15 protein-coding genes are annotated in these 22,013 nt (G+C 39.0%); 13 read left to right on the top strand and 2 right to left on the bottom strand.

The features are described 5' to 3' along the window. Positions 1-447: 447 nt before the first annotated feature. The 8 genes from ACG59Z_RS16780 to ACG59Z_RS16745 are packed head-to-tail and all read left to right on the top strand — an operon-like array spanning position 448 to position 10,160. Positions 448-1,506, top strand: coding sequence for an ABC transporter substrate-binding protein (locus ACG59Z_RS16780; RefSeq protein ID WP_000060708.1), 1,059 nt, complete (start codon positions 448-450; stop codon positions 1,504-1,506). Positions 1,507-1,519: 13 nt separating this feature from the next. Beyond that, the gene (locus ACG59Z_RS16775; RefSeq protein ID WP_400200466.1) at positions 1,520-2,230 is read left to right on the top strand and encodes a class II aldolase/adducin family protein; all 711 of its coding nucleotides are present in this window, start codon (positions 1,520-1,522) and stop codon (positions 2,228-2,230) included. 33 nt (positions 2,231-2,263) lie between these two features. Beyond that, on the top strand, positions 2,264-3,457 hold the full coding sequence (locus tag ACG59Z_RS16770) for an LLM class flavin-dependent oxidoreductase (RefSeq protein WP_209044963.1): 1,194 nt from the start codon (positions 2,264-2,266) through the stop codon (positions 3,455-3,457). Positions 3,458-3,467: 10 nt separating this feature from the next. Next, positions 3,468-5,042, top strand: a complete 1,575-nt coding sequence (locus ACG59Z_RS16765; protein ID WP_400200464.1) for an ABC transporter substrate-binding protein — start codon at positions 3,468-3,470, stop codon at positions 5,040-5,042. Between the two features lie 5 nt (positions 5,043-5,047). Further along, on the top strand, positions 5,048-6,199 hold the full coding sequence (locus ACG59Z_RS16760) for an ABC transporter permease (RefSeq protein WP_396479041.1): 1,152 nt from the start codon (positions 5,048-5,050) through the stop codon (positions 6,197-6,199). After that, entirely contained in the window at positions 6,196-7,044 is an 849-nt protein-coding gene (locus ACG59Z_RS16755; RefSeq protein WP_000096369.1) for an ABC transporter permease, read from the top strand. The genes ACG59Z_RS16760 and ACG59Z_RS16755 overlap by 4 nt, the downstream gene beginning before the upstream one ends. Before the next feature lie 2 nt (positions 7,045-7,046). Further along, positions 7,047-8,864, top strand: coding sequence for a dipeptide ABC transporter ATP-binding protein (locus ACG59Z_RS16750; protein WP_400200460.1), 1,818 nt, complete (start codon positions 7,047-7,049; stop codon positions 8,862-8,864). 27 nt (positions 8,865-8,891) lie between these two features. Next, the gene (locus ACG59Z_RS16745; RefSeq protein WP_400200458.1) at positions 8,892-10,160 is read left to right on the top strand and encodes an acyl-CoA dehydrogenase family protein; all 1,269 of its coding nucleotides are present in this window, start codon (positions 8,892-8,894) and stop codon (positions 10,158-10,160) included. Positions 10,161-10,496: 336 nt separating this feature from the next. Here ACG59Z_RS16745 and ACG59Z_RS16740 read toward each other — a convergent pair whose 3' ends face one another. Continuing rightward, complete coding sequence (locus ACG59Z_RS16740) at positions 10,497-11,549, bottom strand: ABC transporter substrate-binding protein (protein WP_000209743.1); 1,053 nt, start codon at positions 11,547-11,549, stop codon at positions 10,497-10,499. 283 nt (positions 11,550-11,832) lie between these two features. Between ACG59Z_RS16740 and ACG59Z_RS16735 the strand changes: the two genes are divergently transcribed. The 4 genes from ACG59Z_RS16735 (at position 11,833) to ACG59Z_RS16720 (ending at position 19,432) form a co-directional block, all read left to right on the top strand. Continuing rightward, the gene (locus ACG59Z_RS16735) at positions 11,833-13,644 is read left to right on the top strand and encodes an ABC transporter ATP-binding protein (protein ID WP_400200456.1); all 1,812 of its coding nucleotides are present in this window, start codon (positions 11,833-11,835) and stop codon (positions 13,642-13,644) included. Next, positions 13,641-15,473, top strand: a complete 1,833-nt coding sequence (locus ACG59Z_RS16730; RefSeq protein ID WP_400200455.1) for an ABC transporter ATP-binding protein — start codon at positions 13,641-13,643, stop codon at positions 15,471-15,473. Before ACG59Z_RS16735 ends, ACG59Z_RS16730 begins: the two co-directional genes overlap by 4 nt. A 166-nt stretch (positions 15,474-15,639) precedes the next feature. Beyond that, a complete protein-coding gene (locus ACG59Z_RS16725; protein ID WP_400200453.1) occupies positions 15,640-18,132 on the top strand; it encodes a TonB-dependent receptor plug domain-containing protein in 2,493 nt (830 codons plus the stop codon). Between the two features lie 88 nt (positions 18,133-18,220). After that, a complete protein-coding gene (locus ACG59Z_RS16720; protein WP_111854563.1) occupies positions 18,221-19,432 on the top strand; it encodes a lipase family protein in 1,212 nt (403 codons plus the stop codon). Positions 19,433-19,526: 94 nt separating this feature from the next. Here the strand turns inward: ACG59Z_RS16720 and ACG59Z_RS16715 are convergent, their stop codons facing one another. Further along, positions 19,527-20,615, bottom strand: a complete 1,089-nt coding sequence (locus ACG59Z_RS16715) for an LLM class flavin-dependent oxidoreductase (protein WP_111853911.1) — start codon at positions 20,613-20,615, stop codon at positions 19,527-19,529. 316 nt (positions 20,616-20,931) lie between these two features. On the opposite strand from ACG59Z_RS16715, the gene ACG59Z_RS16710 reads away from it, so the two are divergent. After that, on the top strand, positions 20,932-22,008 hold the full coding sequence (locus tag ACG59Z_RS16710) for a sigma-54-dependent Fis family transcriptional regulator (RefSeq protein ID WP_000846949.1): 1,077 nt from the start codon (positions 20,932-20,934) through the stop codon (positions 22,006-22,008). Positions 22,009-22,013: the final 5 nt, after the last annotated feature.

Genomic DNA, 22,013 nt, shown 5'->3' with positions numbered 1-22,013 from the left:
TAATTATAATTTCAGCTCCAAGTTTTTTGATCATTATATAAATTAAAATAAAAGGCTTTAATTAATAAAAATAATATTGAATACATTTTAAACAATAACAAAAGCTATTTAGCATTATTAAATAAATTTTCATCGTATTTGATCTACGCAATAATAATTTTTGAGACATACTGTAGCAGTTGCTTTTGTTACTTATATCTAGAAGATAGAGCTCTGGTCTCCTGAAAAATTGTTGAATTAAAAAATTAGCTATAACAAATATATTGAAAGTTATATTTGTCTAAAATAATTGTTGATAAAACAACACTAGCCTTGAAAAATGATGAAATATAAACATATCTAATTCTGCTGTTTTTACATAAATAATTGAAAATAAAAAATAAATTAAATTGGCATAAAAGCTGCTCAATGTGACTGATGAAAGTGGAATTATCCTAAGGAATCCGTATGTCACTTGTAGTAGATAAAAAAGAAAATTCTAAAGAATTTGTAAAAAACATCCTGTCTGAAATTTGGGTCACTCGATGTCCAGTACCCACAGCAACAGGTATTTCATTAAAACGCGGTACTTTAGTTAAAAAGTTTGAAAAACACGGCATTGATGTTGCCGTCTTGCAAGATGCGCGTAAAGGTTTATCGGTTCATCATTTTGATCATCAATTGCCAGCTCTGTTCCGAGAAGGTGGAAATGTACCTGCATTAGCTGCACGCTCTGAAGGCGCGCCGAGCCGACTCATTGGATTGACTTGGATTGATGAGTGGCAAGTCATTATTGTGCGACCTGATTCAGATATTAGCCAGCCAGAGCATTTAAAAAATGCGAAAGTTGCTTTACCAGAATACGCTGACAAACGTGCTGGCAGTATTTTTAGAGCCATGTCATTGCAAGGTATTCGTGGTGCGTTACAACTTGCCAATCTCACTTTCAGAGATGTGAATTTTATTGAAGTACCTGAGCGTGCTGGATCTAAAGAAAATCGTGATGCGAGTACGTATTGGTCAGGTTTAGACGCATTAATTACAGGTGAAGTTGATGCTGTGTATGTAAAAGGAGCATCTGCTGTTGAAGCTGCAACTAAACGCGGTCTTAAAGTTGGAATTGATTTAGATAAATTTGAAGATGTGACTTCTCGTGTTAATAACGGCACACCTCGTCCCATTACAGTCCATGAAGACCTATTAGAAGATCATTTTGATGTGGTCGTCGATTTTCTTGAAGAATTGTTTGATACAGCCGATTGGGCACAAGATCATTTAGATGAGGTCTTGGTCATTTTAGAAGATGAAACGATTGCAGGGGCAGAGAGTGTTGCAACAGCCTATCGAAATAATTTTCATAAGTCTTTACATCCGTCATTAAGTGAAGACCGTTTAGAACTATTAAAACAACAAAAAGATTTTCTTTGGTTGCATGGCTTCTTAGAGCGCGATGTCGATATTGAAACATGGGTTGATCATCGCCCTTTACTCGAAGTTTTAAAACGCCGTCAAAATAAAAAATTTTAAAGAGGATTTGATTATGACAACACTTATTCAAACGCCATTGTCTCGTGAACTCAATGACTTTATCGAATTGTACCGTGAAAAAGCTGAATTTGCTTTTGAAGTATTCCGTGAAACAAGAACAATTACTGCAAATGGAACCGTTAATTTTGTTGAACGTGGACCTGAAAATACCTTAGTCACTTTTAACTATGCAGGGCCGTGGTCTAAAGATAAAAAAAGCAAAGTATTGGTGGAGACAATTGATGGTGAAGTTTTATTGGGAAGAAAAAGTGCAGGTGGCCGCTATAACAAGCTTTTTAAAGAGCATGCAGATGTCACCACAATATCTCATGTACACGCGCCGAATTTAGGCGCTTGGGCTCAAACCCATCGCACTTTACCGATTCGTTATGTGCCTGTTCAACGCTTTCATTTGTTTAAAGAGTTGCCGATTTACATTGATCGCCGTCAAGCTGAAGTGGATTTTATTTTAGATCAACTCAAAGTTGATATTGAACATCGGGCCATCTTGGAAGCCAATGGCGGAGCAACTGTATGGGGACGCCAAGGACTACAGGAAACTGCTGAATTTATTTTATTGCTTGAAGAAGGTGCTCAAATTCAGCTGCTCGCTGAATTAGTCGGTGGCAGCAGAGAATACGGGCAAGGGGTTTTACATCAGCAATGGAAAATGAGTGGATTGACTGAAAAAGCAAAATCTCTGGGCTTACTTCCCCTGAATTAGATAAAGATTTAAAAAATAAAGATCGAGAATACTATGGCTGTAAAACTTTTATGGTATCTCACTTCTCCAGATGGACCATATCCTTGGTTGGAATCTGGGCGGTGGGATACCGATTATGAACACTTGCAACAGATTGCAATTACCGCAGATCGACTTGGTTTTTACGGTTCACTCATGGGTACAAGTGAGTATGAAACACTTGCTGTTGCTGCAAGTTTAATTCCATTTACTGAACGTTTAAAGTTTCTGGTTGCCCAACATCCTGGAGAAGTCCAACCAGCAGTTTTGGCAAAATATGCGCAAACTTTTGATGCATTTTCTAAAGGGCGTTTGTTATTTAATGTCGTTAATGGAAATGATAAGGGTTTGGCAGCTTTAGGCATTCACTATACTCATGATGAGCGTTATGACTTTAGTAAAGAATACTGGAATGCATTTCAGCAAAATTACTTAGGTGATACCTCTGGATTTGAGGGCGAGTTTATTCAAATTGCTCCACGCTTAGAGGGTGGATCTCCAATGTCCAAATGGCGTGGTCCGACTCAAAAACAAGGTGTTCCGTTGTGGGGAGCTGGAACTTCTGCCAAAGGCGTTCAGCACTCTGTTGAATTGTTAGATGTATATTTAAGTTTTGCGAATACACCGCCGTTACTTGGAGAAAAGTTTAGCAAAGTTGCGGCTGAGGCAGCCAAAATTGGCCGAACTTTAGAATTTGGGACTCGATTACAAATTATTGTTCGGGAAACAGAAGAAGAGGCTTGGCAATATGCTCAGTCGTTACTTGACAAGATTGATGTAAATTATGCAATCGAAGCTGCTAAACGACAGCTTCCCCCAAATGAAAGTTTTGAGAGTTATCAAAGTAACAATCCATCTATTCAAAAGAACTTAGAACAATTACGTCAAGGGGTTTTGCCTCAAGCTAAAGATTTTGAAATTTATCCTAATGTTTGGACTGGCCCATCTTTATTTGGTTTCGATATTTTAAACCCAGCCGCAGGAACTGCCTTAGTGGGTAGTGCTGAAAATATTGCCAAACGGATTAAAGAATACGAAAGCTATGGTGTATCAGCCTTTATCTTGTCTGGTTTCCCTTTGATTGGAGAAGCCTATCGGGTAGCAGATTTATTGTTCCCATTATTAGAGCTAGATCATGGTTTTGAGTTACCTAAGCTAAATAAAAATTCATCCATTGATTCCCTCTTGAATCAAGAAGTCGTGGTTTAAGGGAGAAGGCATGAATAAAATTACACGTAGAGAACTCATCAAACAGACTGGATTAGGTGTTGGTGCTTTTGCTGCAATAAGCCTTATAGGATGTTCTAAGCCCGATTCTTCATCTTCTCAAAGCGCCACTGCCGCTTCACCCCAAAATGATACGCCGAAAAAAGGTGGTGTTATCAAAATTGGAGTGATTAATGGTAACCAAGCAGGCAACTTAGATGCACATAAACCTATTGGTATGTCCAGTGCGTTTAGAGGCTGGCCTTTATATGCAAAGTTATGGGAATGGGGCCGAGATATTCAGCCAAAACTTGCCCTTGCTGAATTTGCTGAACCCAATAATGACGGAACCAAATGGACTATTCGCCTAAAAAAAGGACTCGAATTTCACCACGGTAAAACCATTACAGCCGATGATGTCATTTTCTCTTTACGGCGATTAACCGACCCCAAACTTGCCTCACCATTTGCAGCTTATCTTTATTCTTTGCAAAGAGATGCAATTAAAAAGCGCGATGAATACACCGTTGAAATTCCTTTTTCTCAAGGAAAAGGATTGGTTGCTTTACCAGAAGCATGGATGAGCTGGGGTGGTATTGTTCCTACAGATTACGACCCAGTTAAAAATGTAGTCGGGGCTGGCCCCTTTAAGCTTGAAAGTTTTACACCCGGCCAGCGTTCACGTTTTGTACGTTTTGAAAATTATTGGAAAGAAAATCAACCTTATGCTGATGCAATAGAAATTATTGATTTTAAGGATCAGACAGGGCGTCTTGCTGCTTTGCAATCTGGCCAAATTGATATTGCATCTGGAGTAAGTGCTGAGCATATTGCTTTAATTCAATCTAATAAACGACTAAATCTAGTTTCATCGGAAACCGATGCTTGGCAATCATTTGATATGAATACGTCTAAAGCACCGTTCAATGATCCTCGGGTACGACAAGCTTTTAGATTGATTGCCAATAGAGACGATTTGGTCAAACGTGCTTTAGCTGGGCAAGGACGAGTTGCAAATGACCTTTATTCGTTTAGCGATCCTGTATATGACCACAGTATTGCTCAGCGCAAGCAAGATTTGAATAAAGCAAAAGCGTTACTCAAAGAAGCTGGTTTTAATAATAGTTTAACGGTCGATTTATATACAGGCCCGGATAGCAATGCCGCATTAGTTTTTGCTCAACATGCTGCTCAGGCTGGTGTCATTGTTAATGTAAAACAGGTTGAGGCTGCTACCTTTGCGGATGCAGTAAAACAAGATTGGGCATTTAGTACAGGCTCGAACGTTTCACGTCCTTTCTTATTAACAGTTTTGCAAATTGATGGACCAGGTGCGGCAAATAATAAAACTCGTTTTAAGAATGAGCGTTTTACGGAACTAGTGCATGCAGCATTGCAACAACCCGATTTGGAAAAACGAAAAGTTCTTGTTCATGAAGCACAGCATATTCAACATGAGCAAGGTGGTTTACTCATTTGGGGCTTTAATAATGTCCTTGATGCACATTCGAACCAAATTGGTGGTGTAACCCCTGATCGCACTGGTTTTGCTGCGTGGCGTACAGATGAATTCTGGCGTAGAGGGTAACCAATATGACAATTCAATCCAGCAAAATAGAAGCATCTATTCAACAACCAACAATTGCCAAGTCATTTGAATTTCCTGCATGGTTACCTTGGTTTTTGACACGTTTGGTGTCAGGGGTATTGGTTGTATTTGTTATTAGCCTCATTGTTTTTATTGCAACACAAGCACTTCCATCTGACCCGGCTCGCGTCATTTTAGGACCAGAAGCACCTGAAGCGACGGTACAAATACTTCGTGAACAATTGGGATTAAATGATCCGATATTGCTTCAATACTGGCATTGGTTGAGTCAATTGTTACAAGGTAATTTTGGACGCTCGATTGATTCCAATGTGCCTGTTTTAGAAATTATTCAGAATTATTTTGGTAATACAGTTGCACTCACGAGCCTCGTGATTGTCGTTACTGTACCGATTTCAGTCGTGTTAGGTGTGTGGCTCTCGCTTCATCGCGATAGCAAACTCGATCGTATTATTGTCTCTAGCTCTATTGTGTTTAAAGCGGTGCCGGGGTTTGTTATTGCGATTTGGTTAATGATGTTTTTTTCAACATCGGTTTTACATATATTACCAGCGGCCTCGTTACTGATTCCTAATGAGTCTCCTTATAGCCAACTAGAGTTTTTAATTTTACCAATTTTAACTTTAGCTTTATCACTCATTCCATATCTGATGCGTTTAGTACGTGGTTCAATGATTGATGCGCTAGAGTCGGAATATGTGACCTCTGCACGACTGCGTGGTATTCCTGAGCGCCGGATTATTTGGAAACATGTTTTACCAAATGCATTGATTCCTGTGGTGCAGGGTACAGCATTGACCATACGAGTTTTGCTGAGTGGTGCTCTCATTATTGAGGTGGTTTTCAGTTACCCCGGTATTGGTAATGCACTTAATGCAGCAATCGAAATGAGGGATATCCCGACCATTCAAGCAATCGTTTTATTGCTCACCATTTGTGTGGTCGTTGTTAATTTAATTGCAGATTTAATCACGACTTTACTCACACCAAAAATACGAACTGCAAAAAGACATAAAGCACGTTCACCAGGGCGACGTCAGGCATTACGTTTATGGAAGTCTGGCCGACCAATTACGGTAAAACCTGTCGATCGTCGCAATGCGTTAAAGAATATTCAGCAAGGAGGTGGGAAATGAGCTCACTTCATTGGTACCAAAGAAACTTTTTTCAAACATTAATCCGTGAAAGACAAGTACGTTTTGGATTTGTAGTCACAGCCCTAGTTTTGATTTTCGCATTGGTTGGACCGTTATTTGTTGCATTTGAACCTACGGCATTGGTCGGCATGACTTATGGACCACCCGAAGGAAAATCATTTTTAGGTTATGACTATATTGGTCATGATGTTTGGTCACGTGTTCTTGCTGGCGGTGCTTCAATTATCTGGATGACGCTAGCTGCCAGTTTGGTCGCATTAGTTATTGGTTCTAGTTTAGGCATATTAGCTGCTTTTGCCCGAAATAAGATTGATCAGTTCGTAACTTGGCTGACTGATGTTTTTATGGCCTTTCCTGATCTTATTTTGGTCTTACTTATTGTTTCGATGTTAGGTCGACAGCCTTGGCTCATTGTTTTAACGGTTTCAATTGCTTTTATTCCAGGAGTCGTGCGTCTTGCGCGAAGCGTTGCACTTAATTTAGTGGAACAGGAATATATCGAAGCTGCCCGAATTCTTGGTTATTCAAAAACTTATATTTTATTCCGCGAAATTTTACCCAATATGTTGACGCCTTTACTTATTCATCTTGGGGTGATGCTGACATGGGCAGTGGGAATGTTATCTGGTTTGGCTTTTCTGGGTTATGGCGTGGCACCTCCAGCAGCAGATTGGGGACTCATGATTAATGAAAATCGCGCTGGTTTATTAGTTCAACCATGGGCCGTGTTTGCTCCTGTCATTTTAATTGCTTTGTTTGCACTCGGAACGAATGTATTGGCAGAGGGCGTTGGACGTGCAGCAGCTCGGATTGAGGAAAAATAAACATGGCAAATACACTTAAAAATACAGTATTGACCGTAACAGACTTAACCGTGGCATTGGTAAACACCGGCAATCATATCGTTTCTAATATTTCATTTAGCTTGAGAGAAGGTGAAGTTTTAGGGCTGGTCGGAGAGAGTGGTTCTGGTAAAACAACATTATCGAGTGCCTTATTGGGCTATGCACGACATGGTGCCAAGATTATTCAAGGCACAATTGAACTGGATGATGAAGATATTCTCAGTTTAGATGATCATGCTTTACGTCAGGTTCGTGGCTATAAAATTAGTCATGTCGCTCAAGATCCTGGAACGGCACTCAACCCAGCATTAAGTATTGGTCAACATTTATTTGAATTATTAGAAGTCCATCAGGCACAGCTATCGAACGCTGAAAAATACCAAAAAGTAGCCAAAATTTTAGATGAAGTGGGGTTACCTCATGATGAGCTATTTCTCAAGCGTTATCCTCATCAGCTTTCGGGTGGACAGCAACAACGAATTTTATTGGCCTTGGCATTCTTATTACAACCACGTTTAATTGTTTTAGATGAGCCAACCACCGCCTTAGATGTGACGACGCAGACTTTAGTATTGAACATCATTCGTAAATTATGCCGCGAATATAATGTTGCTGCTATTTATGTATCGCATGATTTAACGGTTGTAAAAGATATTGCAGATCGGGTAATTGTTTTATATTCAGGGCGAATCGCTGAAGATGCAGTATTAACCCAACTATTTGAAACCCCTAAACACCCTTATACGCAAGGTTTACTTAACGCCATTCCCGATGTGGCCATTCGTAAATATTTATCTCCAATTGAAGGACATGCACCTTCACCAAATGAGCGTCCAGCAGGATGTGCTTTTGCAGTACGCTGTACTTTCGCCACAGACATATGCCGTCAAAAACAACCTGAATTAACTCAATTAAAAGATGAGTTTGACCCGCATTTTGTTGCTTGTCACCATTCGGATCATGTTGGTGTGATTAATTTTAAAGAGATTGATCATCAGGTTATTGAACGAGGAACTGATCGAGAAGCACTGCTAAAAGTTGAACATATTAATGCATGGTATGGGCAGCAACAGGCTCTTTTCGATATCTCATTTCAACTCAAAAAAGGCGAATGTTTAGCATTAGTTGGTGAATCAGGTTCGGGTAAGACGACTTTATCACGTGTGATTGCTGGCCTGAATGAAAATGCAGATGGACAAATTACATTAGCAGATGAAGTCTTGTCGTTACGTGGGCAACAGCGCCATTTGCAGCAGCGACATAAACTGCAATATATCTTTCAAAACCCTTATAAAGCCTTGAATCCAGCGCATACGATTGGTCAGACATTAATTAAAGTTGTACAGCATTTCTTTGGAGCATCTCGACAAGAAGCCATAGAAAAAGTCACACAGGTACTTAAACAAGTCTCTCTGCCTATACAAGTTCAAGAACTCTATCCTAGAGATTTATCGGGTGGAGAGAGACAACGCGTAGCGATCGCGCGAGCTTTGCTGTGCCAACCTGATGTTTTGATTTGTGATGAGATTACCTCTGCTTTGGATGTTTCAGTTCAGGCATCTATTTTAAAACTGTTACAAGACCTTCAGCAGCAAGGTGTAACCTTACTATTTGTGACCCATAACCTAGGGGTTGTTCGTGCAATCGCAGATCGAGTCGCCGTATTAAAAAATGGACATATTGTTGAATACGGTGAAACAGACCAAGTGCTGAGCCATCCTCAACATATATATACCAAAACTTTGCTTACCCATGCGCCAAGCTTGTTTAAAAACAACGTGCTTGAAGTTAGCGCATAAAAAAGAACAGATTTTCTGGAGTTAAAAATGAACGATATTAACCAACGCAGTTTTTTAGAATTAGGAAGCGTAAGACATATTCAAAGTGACCAAGAAGCACTTGAGATTGCAAAAGAGGTGGCAGATCAACTGAATCAATTTGCTCGAGATCCAAGTTACAACAAGACAGTACCTTATGATCAGGCGCGTTTAATTTCAGAAGCTGGTTTAACCGCGATAATTGTGCCTAAACAATTTGGGGGCTTAGGTGCCAGTATTTCAACCTTGGTGAATGTGGTGAAAATTATTTCATCTGCTGATGGTGGTATAGGGCAGTTATTACAGATTCACTTCACTATGTTCCGAGGAATTTTAACTGGCTATGACGATGAAATTCGTGATCAATTACTTGGCGATGTATTAAGTGGAAAACGTTTGGGCAATGCACTTGCAGAAGTGGGAGGCAAAGATAAGTTTCAACATAAAACACGTGTAGAACGAAATGCAGAAGGACAATTAATTTTAAATGGCAGTAAGTTTTACTCTACGGGCTCTTTACTCGCAGAATGGATTTCTTTATTTGCGGGTAGTGATGATGGACCAGTCTCAATTTTAATTCATCGAGATACACAGGGAGTAGAGTTGCTCGATGACTGGGATGCAATGGGACAAAATAATAGTGTCAGTGGCACTGTTAATTTTAAAGATGTGATTGTTGATGAACGTTATGTTGCTAAGCGAAATACGGGTGGTTTAGGCACGGTTTTACGTACGGGACTGACTTGGCCTCAGATTTTACACGCTGCAATGGACACAGGAATTGCCAAAGGGGCATTACAAGGCGGGATTGACTATTTACAACATCATGCTCGTCCATGGGTAGAAAGTGGTGTCGATTCGCCTACACATGAATCTCATATTATTAAACAAATTGGTGAGTTTGCTGTTTTGGTCCGTTCGGCTGAGGCATTGTTAGATCGTTCAGCACAGATTTTTGAACAGCATTTGGCAAATGTAGAAGATGAAGACTTACAAACTGAACTGATTTTATCGGTTGCTGCTACCCGTAGTCAGTCTGATCATGCATCTTTAAAAATTTCGAGTGAAATTTTTGGATTACTCGGCGCAAGTTCAACCTTATCGAAATGGAATCTAGACCGCTTCTGGCGGAATGCACGAACTCACACCACGCATGATCCAATTCGCTGGAGGCTCTATCATGTTGGAAATTATTATTTAAATAATATTCCACCAGGAGAATACAACTCAGTGCTTCTGAAGAAACAGGCGGAAAATGTGACTAAATTTAGTAAATAACCCAAGTTCAAAAGTAAATATGATACTCGGAAACGTCATCTGCAACCTGCATGGTTTAAACAAGAGACTGTTTCTACGAGAGGTTTTAATAAATCCAAGAAAAGAACAGGTTTTGCAGATGACAATGCCTTTGGTTACTTTGGGCGAAACCAAAGTAACTCCAGCTGAAAGCTAATCCTAAAATTGGATAAAACTCGATAAGACTCCGTTAAAATAATTGTTGTTAAAGAGATTAACATTACCGATGCTAACTACTACGATAGTTTAGGGTTACTTGAATTTGGATGCTAAAAATAAAAAAGGTTGTCATCAAGACAACCTTTTTGTTTTGAAGTATTAAGCCACTTGAGCTTGAATAGAAATATCCTGCGCCAGCCATTCACGAACATTAATCTGTGCAGGAATAAAGTTCCAGCGGTATAGAAAGTCACTCAGGTCTTGTAAAGCAACAATAGAAGTCTCATCAAAGTTAGTGTTGAGTTTCAGATGCGCATCTGCACCATACGCCGCATGAACCCATTGTTCACTGCTATTACACTCTTTTGCCAAATAACGATGGGTTTCATCGGGATGGGCATGAGCCCATTGTTCTGCTTGTAAAACAGCATCGACAATCGCTTGGGCTTGCTCTGGATATTGCGTTAGAAAATCTTCATCAACAGTGAGCGTTCTTGGTGTTCCATTATTAGAGCGTAGAATAGGGTCTGGATGTGAGCCAATATCAATAATAGTATGCAGGGCGAAATCATGAGCAATTTGCGCAGCATGTGCACCTTTTAGGAAAATAGCATCGACATCACCTTTAATTAATGCCACGATTTCTGCACTTGCATTAATTTTGTTGCGATTACCATAAAAACTAGAATCATTTTCTTCAGGCTGTTGTTGCTGTGCAGCTAAAATATCTGCTCGTAAACAATCGACCAACTCAAGATCGCTCACCTTCAAATCCACTATTTTTAAGGCATTCTCTAAACCACGAATCGCCTGTGCACGTGAGAAATCAATAATTGCATCTTGATTCAGTGGAATACCAAAACGTTTGCCTTTTAAGTCTGCAACAGTTTTGATGTTTGAATCGTAGCGTGTTAATAACAATTGAACTTCATCAGCCCAAGATAAGCCAATCACTTTGGTTTTTTGACCAGATGCATATGCCCAAATTGCAGGAATACTGCCGCCATGTCGAACTGAGTTGGCAAGGGTATGGTTAAAATGGGAGTTACGAATATCTTTGGAGTTTGATTCTCGAATTGATTTTATTTCAATCTGCTGCTCATTAAATTTTTCTTTGAGCCAACCTTTTTGAATTGAAATGCCTAGACCAGTTGGTACGGGGCAGCGTGTATACCAAAGTGTGTTTAATGGTTGAGTTTGAAGTGTTGTCATCGTGACATCCTTTTGTGGTTTTCATGCTTTAAAGCAAAATTGATGCCACTCATTAATTTATTGATATTTATAAATTATTTTTAATATCTTTTTTTATGATGTTGATATATCAAATTTTGTTGCGATTACAACACAAGAATTGCGTTGGTGTTTTAAAAACAACACCCCCATAAATAGCGCTCTATAAAAACAATATAAAACAATAATTTAAAATATTTTTTAAGGTCATTAATTTGGCATGAATCTCGCAATAAAACGGAATCTTAAATTTTTACTATCTTTTATGTTTAAAAATTATCCATTATTGCGAAGTTTGGCTTTATATCGTTTTATGCCATTTCGTTTTGTATTGACGGCGACCTTATTTGTTATCGCAAATATCGGGTTAGCACTTCAACAGTATTCAATCGGTCATGCGATTGATACCTTAAAACATAGTGAACGAGCAACCTTATTTCAGCATGCTATCACTGATCCTTTAAATCCTTGGTTTTGGTTCATTCTACTTACGAGTATTGCAAGTATTAGAGCTGTTATTCAATATTTAGCAGGGTTAAGTGCTTTAACCATTGGCCAGCAACTGCTAAGTATTTTAAGGGAAAGAATCTTTAGCCAAGTACAGCATTTAGATGTTTCATGGCACTGGAAACATGGGCTAGGAGAAGTATTATCTCGTACAACACGTGATTCAGATAAATTAAAAGAAGCGCTCATCAATTTTTGGCGTCAAGTATTTGAGTCAAGCTTGGTTGTTACCGTAACCGTTGGGCTCTTGTGTTGGTATCATCCTTGGCTTGGCCTAGTTCCTTTATTATTTATTTTTTTAGGGCTTTGGGTTCTATTTAAACTGACCAATCAATTGGTGGTTCTGGACCATCAAGTTGCATCTGCATATGAAAAAGTCAGCGATACATTGGCAGAAAGCGTCAATGGAATTCGGGTAGTCAAAGCTTTTCAACTCGAAGAGAAACTTTTACAACGTTTTAACCATGTTGTAGATCTATTTATTCATCATTCTATTCAGACCATCAAGACAAGTGCAAAACGGTTACCTATTCCGCAAGTAATTATTGCGGGTTCTTACTTATGGGTCATTGCTTTTGGTGCTTATTTAATTGGTCAAAATCAGTTGCAAGTAGGGCAATTTGTTGCTGCCATTCTCATGGCAAATTTATTGGTGTTTCGTATTGAAAGCATTGGTCAGGTCTTACATATTTTTGCCGATGCTCGCTCGTCTGCAACAAGAATCTGGCAAATGCTAGATGAGAAGTCCGCAATTGAAGATCAACAATATCCTCTAACGTTGCAATGGCGTGATGAGTTAAGCATTAAATTAGAAAATGTCAGCTTTCAGGATAAAACAACAAAAAATTTTATTTTAAAGCAATGCAGTGTTGAATTTCGAGCAGGTGAAATCATTACTGTTGTCGGTAAGACAGGCTCAGGTAAAACGACTTTGATGAATTTACTCAATCGGTTTATTGACCCAACAGAAGGGCAAATTTTAATTGGTTCTGAGCAAATGGGATGGACGAATATTAAAGATTTGAGCCTATTTGAATTACGACATTGGGTTCAGATCATTCCTCAAGAAAATTTCTTTTTTAGTGGCACACTGGCAGATAACTTAAGAGTTGCTAAGCAAGATGCAACGGAGCAAGAGATGAAAGAGGCTTTACATTTAGCTTCTGCATCTGAACTATTACAACGACTTGATCATGGCTTAGACACGTTGATTGGGGACAAGGGCGTTACCTTATCTGGAGGACAAAAACAACGACTTGCCTTGGCCCGTTCTATTTTAAAAAATTCACCAATTTTAGCACTAGATGATTCTACCAGTGCCTTAGATGCCACTACAGAAAAACAAGTTTTACAGCGACTATCAGGACTTTCTGATGATGGAAACCATTTTAAGAAAACAATCATTATTAACTCTAATAAACAAACCACGATTGCTTTATCTGATCGCGTTATTGTGCTTGATCAGGGTCATATTATTGCCCAAGGCACACATGCTGAATTGGTTCAAGATTGTTTGTTTTATCGAGAGTTGATGGGTTTTCAGTTAGAGCAGCAGGAGATTGATGCATGAATACCAGTGTTAAAAATTTCCGCCCATTTACAAAATCAGCTGATCTACAAATTGAAGAAAATTTGGCAAATACCTCAATTCATAGAGGAATGCTAAAAAAACTTATTCCTTTAGTTTATCCCATTCGTTACTTGCTGCTTGCTTTAATTGCAGTAGAAATTTTACAAGTAATGAGCGTTTTTGTTCGGCCTTGGGTAGTGAAATATATTTTAGATTCGGGCTTTCAACAAATTGCTGGAAAAATGGTATTGAATCAGCCTGTTTTATTCATTGCGATTAGCATTTTAACCTTGAGTTGGATTTGTCGTTTTGCTTTAGCGGGTGTGTCAAAATATCTCTCAGGCCGAGCAGCGTTGAAAGTGATTAATGGTTTAAGACGTTCGTTATTTCAGCATATCCAAAGTTTAAATATTGGTTATTTTGATCGTACCAAGGCTGGCAGGATTATTTCACGGGCTGATCGTGATGTCGAAACACTAGAGCCTGTTTTAATACAAGGGCCACCAGAGTTACTTTCGGCAATTTTGCGTTGTGGATTAGCTTCAGTACTTCTTTGGCATATCTATCCACCATTTTTCTGGTGTTTATTTGCGACGCTACCCATTTTATTTGGAATGACTGCAATTTTTAAAAAGTCATCACAAAAACATTGGGGACGAGTTGCGGAGGAACGCAGTCGGTTTACTGCTCATTTGGTTGAAACAGTAAATGGAGCAAAAATCATTCAGCAGTTAAATTACACTGAAACCAATCAATCTCGTTATCAAGAATTATTAAAAGACTTTAATAATTCTATTATTTATGGCAGCAAGCGGACCAGTTGGTTTGCTCCCTTTACAGGTCTACTTTCAACTCTAGCTACTGCCGGATTTATTGTGATTGGTAGTTATGCTTATAGTGATGGCATGATTAGTATAGGGCAGTTTGCAGAAAGTATTTTCTATGTGTTTTTATTCTTAGCGCCGTTACAGGAACTGACCGATTTATTTGAACGTTATGCCAATGGAGCAGCATGTGCGCAGCGAATATTTCTACTTTTAGACACTCAATCTACGATTCAAGAACAACCGAATGCTGTGAAGCTTGAACAGTTAAATGGTCATATTCGTTTTCAGTCGGTAGATTTTGCCTATACCCACAAACCTGTTTTACAAAACTTTAATTTGGACATTGAAGCTGGAAAAATAATTGCGATTGTAGGGCCAACTGGACATGGCAAAAGTACCATGGTTCAGTTACTAACGCGATTTTATGAACCCCAGCAAGGTGGAATTTTTCTAGACCGTTATCCAATACAGAGTATTCATCTTGCAAGTTTAAGACAGCATGTGAGTATTGTTTTACAAGATAACGTTCTATTTAGTGGAACAATTTTAGATAACTTACGTCTAGTTCAACCTGATGCTTCAGATCAGAAACTTATCCAAGTTATTGAAGATTTAGGAGCAGATGAGATATTGCAACAACTGCCCCAAGGCTATTCCACCGAAGTGGGAGCGCTTGGGAAAAATCTTAGTCATGGACAAAGGCAACTTGTTTGTTTAGTTCGTGCTTATTTGGCAAACCCCAAAATATTAATTCTAGATGAAGCCACCTCTGCAATCGATATTTATACCGAGCAAAAAATACAATATGCGCTCAGACGCTTATGCCAAAATAGAACATGTATTGTCATTGCACATCGGCTGAGTACCATTCGTGAGGCCGACAAAATTGTTGTGATTGAAAATGGCCATGTGGTAGAAGAAGGTTCGCATGAGCAGTTAATACAGCAGCAGTCAGCTTACTTTCAGTTATATCAGTCATATTTACAAAACCAACTTGTTTAAGCGATTTGCAGATTTCACAACTGTAGTTTTATAAACATTTTTTTGAATCATTGTTTAAATTCAAACAATGATTCTTTTATTTAATCTTCTTAATATATTGATAATAAATAATAAAATATTTGGCATCGGCTTTGCTATATCGGTCTAGATCGTTAAGGAAGCCAATATGCGTACATATTTTTCTCAATTCATTCTTCACTCCTCAATTTTTGCACTGAGTACACTCACTGCCTCAATTACTTTGGCAAATGATCAAAAGAATTTGCCAGAGAAAGAGGATGCCATCACATTACAATCTGTGGTTGTCACAGGCTCTAGACGAGCAATTAGTAGCTCACTTGATGCACCTGCACCCGTTGATATTTTAACTGCTAAAGAGTTACAAGAGACTGGTGCGACTGATCTTGCAGCAGCGTTAACACGATTGTCTCCCTCGGTGACTTTACCGAGTTCTCCAGCAGGTGGGTTTGGGGCATCGGTTCCGCCAAGTATTGCACTTAGAGGATTATCTGCGGATCAAACTCTAATTTTAATTAATGGAAAACGTCGTCATACATCCGCTTATTTCACCCGTCAAGCGTATGCAGGTGGAAGAGGCGCAGCGGTAACTGATTTAAGTTTAATTCCAGTGAGCGCGATTGAGCGTATAGAAATCTTGCGAGATGGTGCTGCGGCACAATATGGGTCAGATGCAATTGCCGGTGTCGTTAATATTATTTTGAAATCACGAGATCATGGAGGTGGCGTAAGCTATCAAACGGGTGGCTATACTCAAGGAGATGGTGAACAACATAAAGTTAATCTTTGGAAAGGTTTTGCGCTCCCTAATGATGGTGCATTGACGATTGCATTAGATTTAGGCAAACGTGAAGCGGCAAGTAACACGGCACCTGATACGCGAACTTTTTATGATGGTTCAACCAAGGCTCAATATACAGAACAAAATACACCCTATAGAACTTGGAAATTTGGCTCCCCCGAACAAAAAGATCAAATCAATGTGACTGCCAATCTAGATTTACCTTTGACAGATGACGTTGCACTTTATGGTTTTAGTAGCTATGGCCATCGTAAAACAATAGGAGAAAATTTTTATGAGCCACCAACAACCAAAACAGTACTAAATCAATCCAGCTATTTTAAAGAACGTTATCCAGATGGACGCTCACCATTGAGCTTAGTCACTGTAGATGATTTTGCAACGACAGTTGGAGTTAAAAAAGGAGAGCAAAAGTCAGGTAAATATGATCTTTATGCGACCTATGGACAAAATAAAGTCAGCACAGAACAAGGCAATGGCATTAACCCAAGTTACGGGACAAATTCTCCTTCAAACTATGACTTGGGCGAAAATATTTTTTCGCAATTAAATACAGGGCTAGATTATAGCCGTGATATTGCAATTGACTGGTTAGCAAGCCCACTCACGTTGTCTACAGGAGTTTTATATCGTTGGGAGCAATATAAGCAAAATGCAGGTGATCCAATTGCCTATACCCGCGGCCCATATTTTAATCCAAGCACAACTTTTGGGGTTGGTGTTCCGGGAATATATGCCGGAATTACAGACCAAGATGAACGAAAAATTAGTCGCGATGTTTACGGTGTCTATCTAGATTTAGAAGCAGATATTATTAAAGACTTGAATGTTGGGGCAGCAGTCCGAAGTGAAAAATATTCAGACTTTGGTTCGACCACAAACGGAAAATTATTTGCTAAATATGATGTATCACCTAAATTTACGGTACGTGGTTCAGTAAATACAGGCTATAGAGCGCCGTCATTGGCACAGCAGGGCTATTCGGCTTATAGCGTACAAACAGTGCAAACTCCTTCAGGTTGGCAAGATGTTCAACAAAGAACTTTAGTTGCAGGAAGTGAGGCGGCTTTACTTATTGGCGGAACTTCTCTTAAACCTGAGAAATCAACGAATTATTCTTTAGGTTTTGTTTGGAAGCCTCTTATTAATACATCGGCAACTTTAGACCTTTATCAAATCGATATTAAAAATCGTATTTTGCTTTCAGACAATATTACTGGAAGTGTAATTACCAATGCTTTTGCCAATACACCGTATTCAAATATTGCCAATGTGGCGTTCTTTAATAATTTACTAGATACACGTACTCAAGGCTTAGAGCTCGCGCTTAAGCATGATTTAAACCTTGAACAATATGGCAAGTTAAATCTGAACCTAGGTCTGGCATATAACAAAAATGAAATTACCGAAACTCGAGATTCTATTACCGCAAAAGGTGAACGAATTCCTGTTTCAAGCATTGCAGGACGAAATACACAAAGCCTCATTGAGTCTGCTGCACCAAAAACAAAGCTAACGCTTGGCGCACTTTGGTCAAATCAAGCTTGGAGCGTGAATACGGCTGTCCGTCGCTACGATAAATGGACCACTTTAAATAATACCAATACTACACTAGACCAAACCTTTGACCCTCAGTGGATTGCAGATTTGGATATTGGCTACAAAGCGGATGCATTCGTGAAAGGCCTGAAATTCAATTTAGGGGCGATCAACTTATTTAATAGCCATCCTGATCAAGCCAAAGATTCTTCGGTCGGCAACATTGTCAAATATAGTTTTAATGCGCCTGAAGGAGCATTTGGAACGTATTTATATGGCCGCGTAAGTTACGAATTTTAAATCAAAAATGATGAGACAGTTTTTAAGGTAAATAACAATGCAACATACTTTTTTATCAACTTTATGCAAGTTTTCTTTAATCACAACGATGTTAACTTCAAGTTGTTTGGCGACCGCTCAAAAAGCTCCAGCGCCTGAAGATAAATATGGAGATGGCCGAGTTTCCGAGTTTTATACATGGAAATCGGCTATTCCTGAACAGGCAGGAAAATTATTAAAAACAGAAGCGATTCATAATCCGTATATTCGTTTAGCAAATGACAGTCAGGCTATTCGGATTCTCTACAGTTCTACGAGTGGTAAAGATAGCAAAACACCTATTGTGGTTTCAGGAAGTATTCACTTACCAAAAGGAACACCACCGAAAGAAGGTTGGCCAGTGGTGCTATGGGCACATGGTACGGTCGGTTTGGCAGATGCTTGTGCGCCGTCTTGGAGTGGACGATCATACCGAGATGTACAATATTTAAATCGTTGGCTTAAAGAAGGATTTGCAGTCGTTGCCACAGATTATGAAGGGTTAGGTGTTGCAGGACCACACTTGCTAATTAATAACCCTATGCTGGCTTATAGTATTTTAGATAGTGGTAGAGCTGCTTTAAAAACCAAATTGCCTCTTGCCAATAAGTTTGTGATTGTTGGCCAATCACAAGGAGGCGCTGGGGCTGTTGCGGCTTCTTCCTACTCGGCAACGTACGCACCTGACTTAAATATTAAAGGTTCAATTGGTACAGGCGTGATTTATCAAGATCCTGAAGCGACGCCTGAAAAAAATCAGTTAAAGTTAAATCCTTACGAAGTCAGCCCATCATTGGCTTATGGCATCTATAGTTTTTTAGTGACACAAAGTTTATATCCAGAAATTAAAACAGAAGATATTTTCACTCCTGAAGCTGCTCCTTTAGTTGAACAAGCAAGAAATGCCTGCTTAACAAGCTTTATGGGGGATATTCAAACTGCGGGTCTTTCGCCAGCACAAGCATATAAACCTAATCCACCGGCAAGCTATAAAAAACTGCAAGAGAAACAGTCAAATGATTATGGTTATTATCCTACATTAAAAATCAGTCATCCATTATTTATTGGGACAGGGGCAAATGATCGAACTCCAGATGCTCGTTCTCAAATGAAGCTGGTGGCAGATGCTTGTAAAGCAGGTACAGTGGTCGAAGGTCATTTGTATCATGGCTTAGGACATAGCGAAACTGTTAATGCCTCATTAAAAGATTCAATTCCGTTTGCTAAAAAGGTGATTGCAGGAGAGAAAATTCAGGCTATTTGTAAACCTGACTTGCAATAAAAGATGGAATAAAGATTTTCTCACTGAAGAAAATCTTTATTAAAAAAAGCCGCTCTTCAAAGATATTGAATGAGCGGCTTTTTGCTTTAAATGTTTAAGCGATTTGTTTTAATTTTTTGGCTGCCTCTTCACGTACAGCGGGGATAATATAACGACCATAATCGACCGTATCATAGATCGGATCGTAGCCTCGATTTAAGAAAGTCGTCACCCCTAAATCTACATAATCAAGTAATGAGGCAATAATGGTGTCTGGCGTCCCAACCAGGGCAGTCGTATCGCCATAAGCCCCTACAGCAGTTGCAGTTGGCATCCATAATGCGCGGTCATGTCGATCACCTTGCTGGGCTGCTGCCAATAAGCGCTGTGAACCGATGCCTTTGATTTTATGTCCCGACAATGTGCCGTTATTTTGAAAAGTCGGATTATTTTGAATGTCTGTAAGAATTTTTTCTGCTCGTTGCCAAGCAAGTTCTTCGGTTGCACCAATAATAAGACGTACAGATAAGCTAACAGGAGGCTGTGGTTTATTGGCTTTTTCTGCTGCGAGCTTCAACTTGGTAATTTGCTCTTTTACTCCAGCTAGTGGTTCACCCCATAGTGAATAGAGGTCTGCATGGCGGACTGCAATATCATAAGCGATGTCTGATGAACCACCGAATGAAATCGGGATTGTACCGTTGACTGGCTTTAACGGGCAAAAAGCATTATCTAACTTAAAGTATTTACCTTCATAGCTAATCGGTTGATCACTTTTCCAAAGTTTCTGGATGATATCTAGATATTCACCCGTCCGCTCATAGCGCTGAACTTTATCAACAATATAATCGCCCTCTTGAGGCTCAGCTGTAATTCCCGTAATCGCATGTAAACGGATTCTTCCACCACCCGTAGTATGGTCAAGCGTAGCAAAAGAACGCGCAGCTAGATTTGGAGTGAGGAGTGCAGGACGATGGGCAATCATAAATCCAAGACGTTCTGTATGTTGGGCAAGGTATGCCGCGATTTGTGCACTGTCTGGGCTGGTTGGTCCGCTAGCAATTAAGACTTTATCAAAACCCGCATATTCATGTGCACGTGCATGGTAACGTAGATATTCGAGGTCAATTTTATGGCCAATTCGCGTTCCTTTGGTTTCAGACCATTGGTTAGGGAAAACCATACCTACAAATTCGATGCTCATTATTAAACCTATTTTATGGATTTTAAATGAATGAGCAAAATAAATGCCAAGCTTTATACCTATATAAATCAAATATAGGAATGGATTATAATTTTTTAGAGTGTTTGGATTTAATCAAAAACACAACATTGTGTTTGAGAAGCAACATATCATAAAAAAAGAATTGTGTTTATTTTTAATTTATAAGAGAAAATATTTTCAGAATAAATTAGATGAATTTTGGATTAAATATATTTATTTGTTATTTATTAAAAAACACACTGAAATGTAATATAGCCTTTTAGAATGCTTATATCATAAGTTTTATGGGGTAATTATGAAGACCTTTTTAGATAATGATTATAAAGTAATTACTTTGCCTGATAATGGTGTTCCTGTAAAACCAATAAGAGCAAAAGCAATTATCTTTTCAGATCAGAACTCCCGTAAATTATTAAATCAAGTTGAAACGATTGCTCCAAGCTCTGCTAGTGTCATCATTCAAGGAGAATCTGGGACAGGTAAAGAGTTAATTGCGCGCGAAATTCATTTGAAAAGTGATCGTAAAAATAAGCCTTTTCTTGCGGTCAATTGTGGTGCTTTGGTCGAAACTCTTGCCGAGTCTGAATTGTTTGGCTATGAAGCTGGTGCTTTTACCGGTGCAAACAAAACTCGAGCTGGTATTTTTGAAACAGCCGATGGTGGTACTTTATTTTTAGATGAAGTAGGTGAGTTGCCTCTATCCTTACAAGTTAAGCTGTTAAGGGTATTGCAAGAAAAAGAAGTCGTACGCGTGGGTGGTCGAAAACCAATTCCAATTAATGTCCGTATTTTGTCGGGAACGCACGTCGATCTACGTAAAGCTGTAGCAGAAAACAAGTTTCGTCTTGATTTATATTATCGCTTGAACGTGGTTGTGCTTAATATTTTGCCACTACGTGAACGTAAAGGGGACATTTTACCTCTGGTTGATTTCTTCTTAAGTTCATACTCTCAAAAGCTCATTACGACTAAGCCCAATATTAGTGATAGAGCAAGAAATGCGCTACTGAACTATAGTTGGCCAGGCAACATTCGTGAGTTAGAAAACAATATTCACTATGCTTTGCTGGTGAGTGGCGGTAAAACAATTGATCTTGAGCATTTAAGATTTTCTGAGGAAACGGGTTCTGCCGTGTTACCAGATAATGATCTTATTCAAGAGTTTGAAAGTATCTTGAAGCGTCTGTTTCAAGAATATGATGGGGAAGCATGGCATATTATTGAAGATAAAATAGTAAATACTGCATTTTCAAGTTGCTGGAACAATCAGGTCAAGACAGCAAAAATGTTAGGCCTATCGCGTAATGTTTTACGTAATCTTCTCTCAAGATATAACTTACTACCTAATAAGAATGAAAATGAAATTGCTTAAGGGTT

Origin of the sequence: Acinetobacter sp. ABJ_C1_1 (assembly GCF_044684115.1) — a bacterium.
GTDB classification, from domain to species: Bacteria; Pseudomonadota; Gammaproteobacteria; order Pseudomonadales; family Moraxellaceae; genus Acinetobacter; species Acinetobacter nosocomialis_A.
The sequence above is the reverse complement of the archived record's forward strand: the minus strand, read 5'-3'. Positions and strand labels throughout refer to the sequence as shown.

What these genes read in the sequence shown, in the direction of transcription:
- ACG59Z_RS16720 (WP_111854563.1), top strand. Translation starts at nt 18,221, where the DNA reads ATGTTAACTTCAAGTTGTTTGGCGACCGCTCAAAAAGCTCCAGCGCCT.
- ACG59Z_RS16750 (WP_400200460.1), top strand. Translation starts at nt 7,047, where the DNA reads ATGGCAAATACACTTAAAAATACAGTATTGACCGTAACAGACTTAACC.
- ACG59Z_RS16775 (WP_400200466.1), top strand. Translation starts at nt 1,520, where the DNA reads ATGACAACACTTATTCAAACGCCATTGTCTCGTGAACTCAATGACTTT.
- ACG59Z_RS16715 (WP_111853911.1), bottom strand. Translation starts at nt 20,615, where the DNA reads ATGAGCATCGAATTTGTAGGTATGGTTTTCCCTAACCAATGGTCTGAA.
- ACG59Z_RS16725 (WP_400200453.1), top strand. Translation starts at nt 15,640, where the DNA reads ATGCGTACATATTTTTCTCAATTCATTCTTCACTCCTCAATTTTTGCA.
- ACG59Z_RS16760 (WP_396479041.1), top strand. Translation starts at nt 5,048, where the DNA reads ATGACAATTCAATCCAGCAAAATAGAAGCATCTATTCAACAACCAACA.
- ACG59Z_RS16755 (WP_000096369.1), top strand. Translation starts at nt 6,196, where the DNA reads ATGAGCTCACTTCATTGGTACCAAAGAAACTTTTTTCAAACATTAATC.
- ACG59Z_RS16745 (WP_400200458.1), top strand. Translation starts at nt 8,892, where the DNA reads ATGAACGATATTAACCAACGCAGTTTTTTAGAATTAGGAAGCGTAAGA.
- ACG59Z_RS16780 (WP_000060708.1), top strand. Translation starts at nt 448, where the DNA reads ATGTCACTTGTAGTAGATAAAAAAGAAAATTCTAAAGAATTTGTAAAA.
- ACG59Z_RS16730 (WP_400200455.1), top strand. Translation starts at nt 13,641, where the DNA reads ATGAATACCAGTGTTAAAAATTTCCGCCCATTTACAAAATCAGCTGAT.
- ACG59Z_RS16710 (WP_000846949.1), top strand. Translation starts at nt 20,932, where the DNA reads ATGAAGACCTTTTTAGATAATGATTATAAAGTAATTACTTTGCCTGAT.
- ACG59Z_RS16740 (WP_000209743.1), bottom strand. Translation starts at nt 11,549, where the DNA reads ATGACAACACTTCAAACTCAACCATTAAACACACTTTGGTATACACGC.
- ACG59Z_RS16770 (WP_209044963.1), top strand. Translation starts at nt 2,264, where the DNA reads ATGGCTGTAAAACTTTTATGGTATCTCACTTCTCCAGATGGACCATAT.
- ACG59Z_RS16735 (WP_400200456.1), top strand. Translation starts at nt 11,833, where the DNA reads ATGTTTAAAAATTATCCATTATTGCGAAGTTTGGCTTTATATCGTTTT.
- ACG59Z_RS16765 (WP_400200464.1), top strand. Translation starts at nt 3,468, where the DNA reads ATGAATAAAATTACACGTAGAGAACTCATCAAACAGACTGGATTAGGT.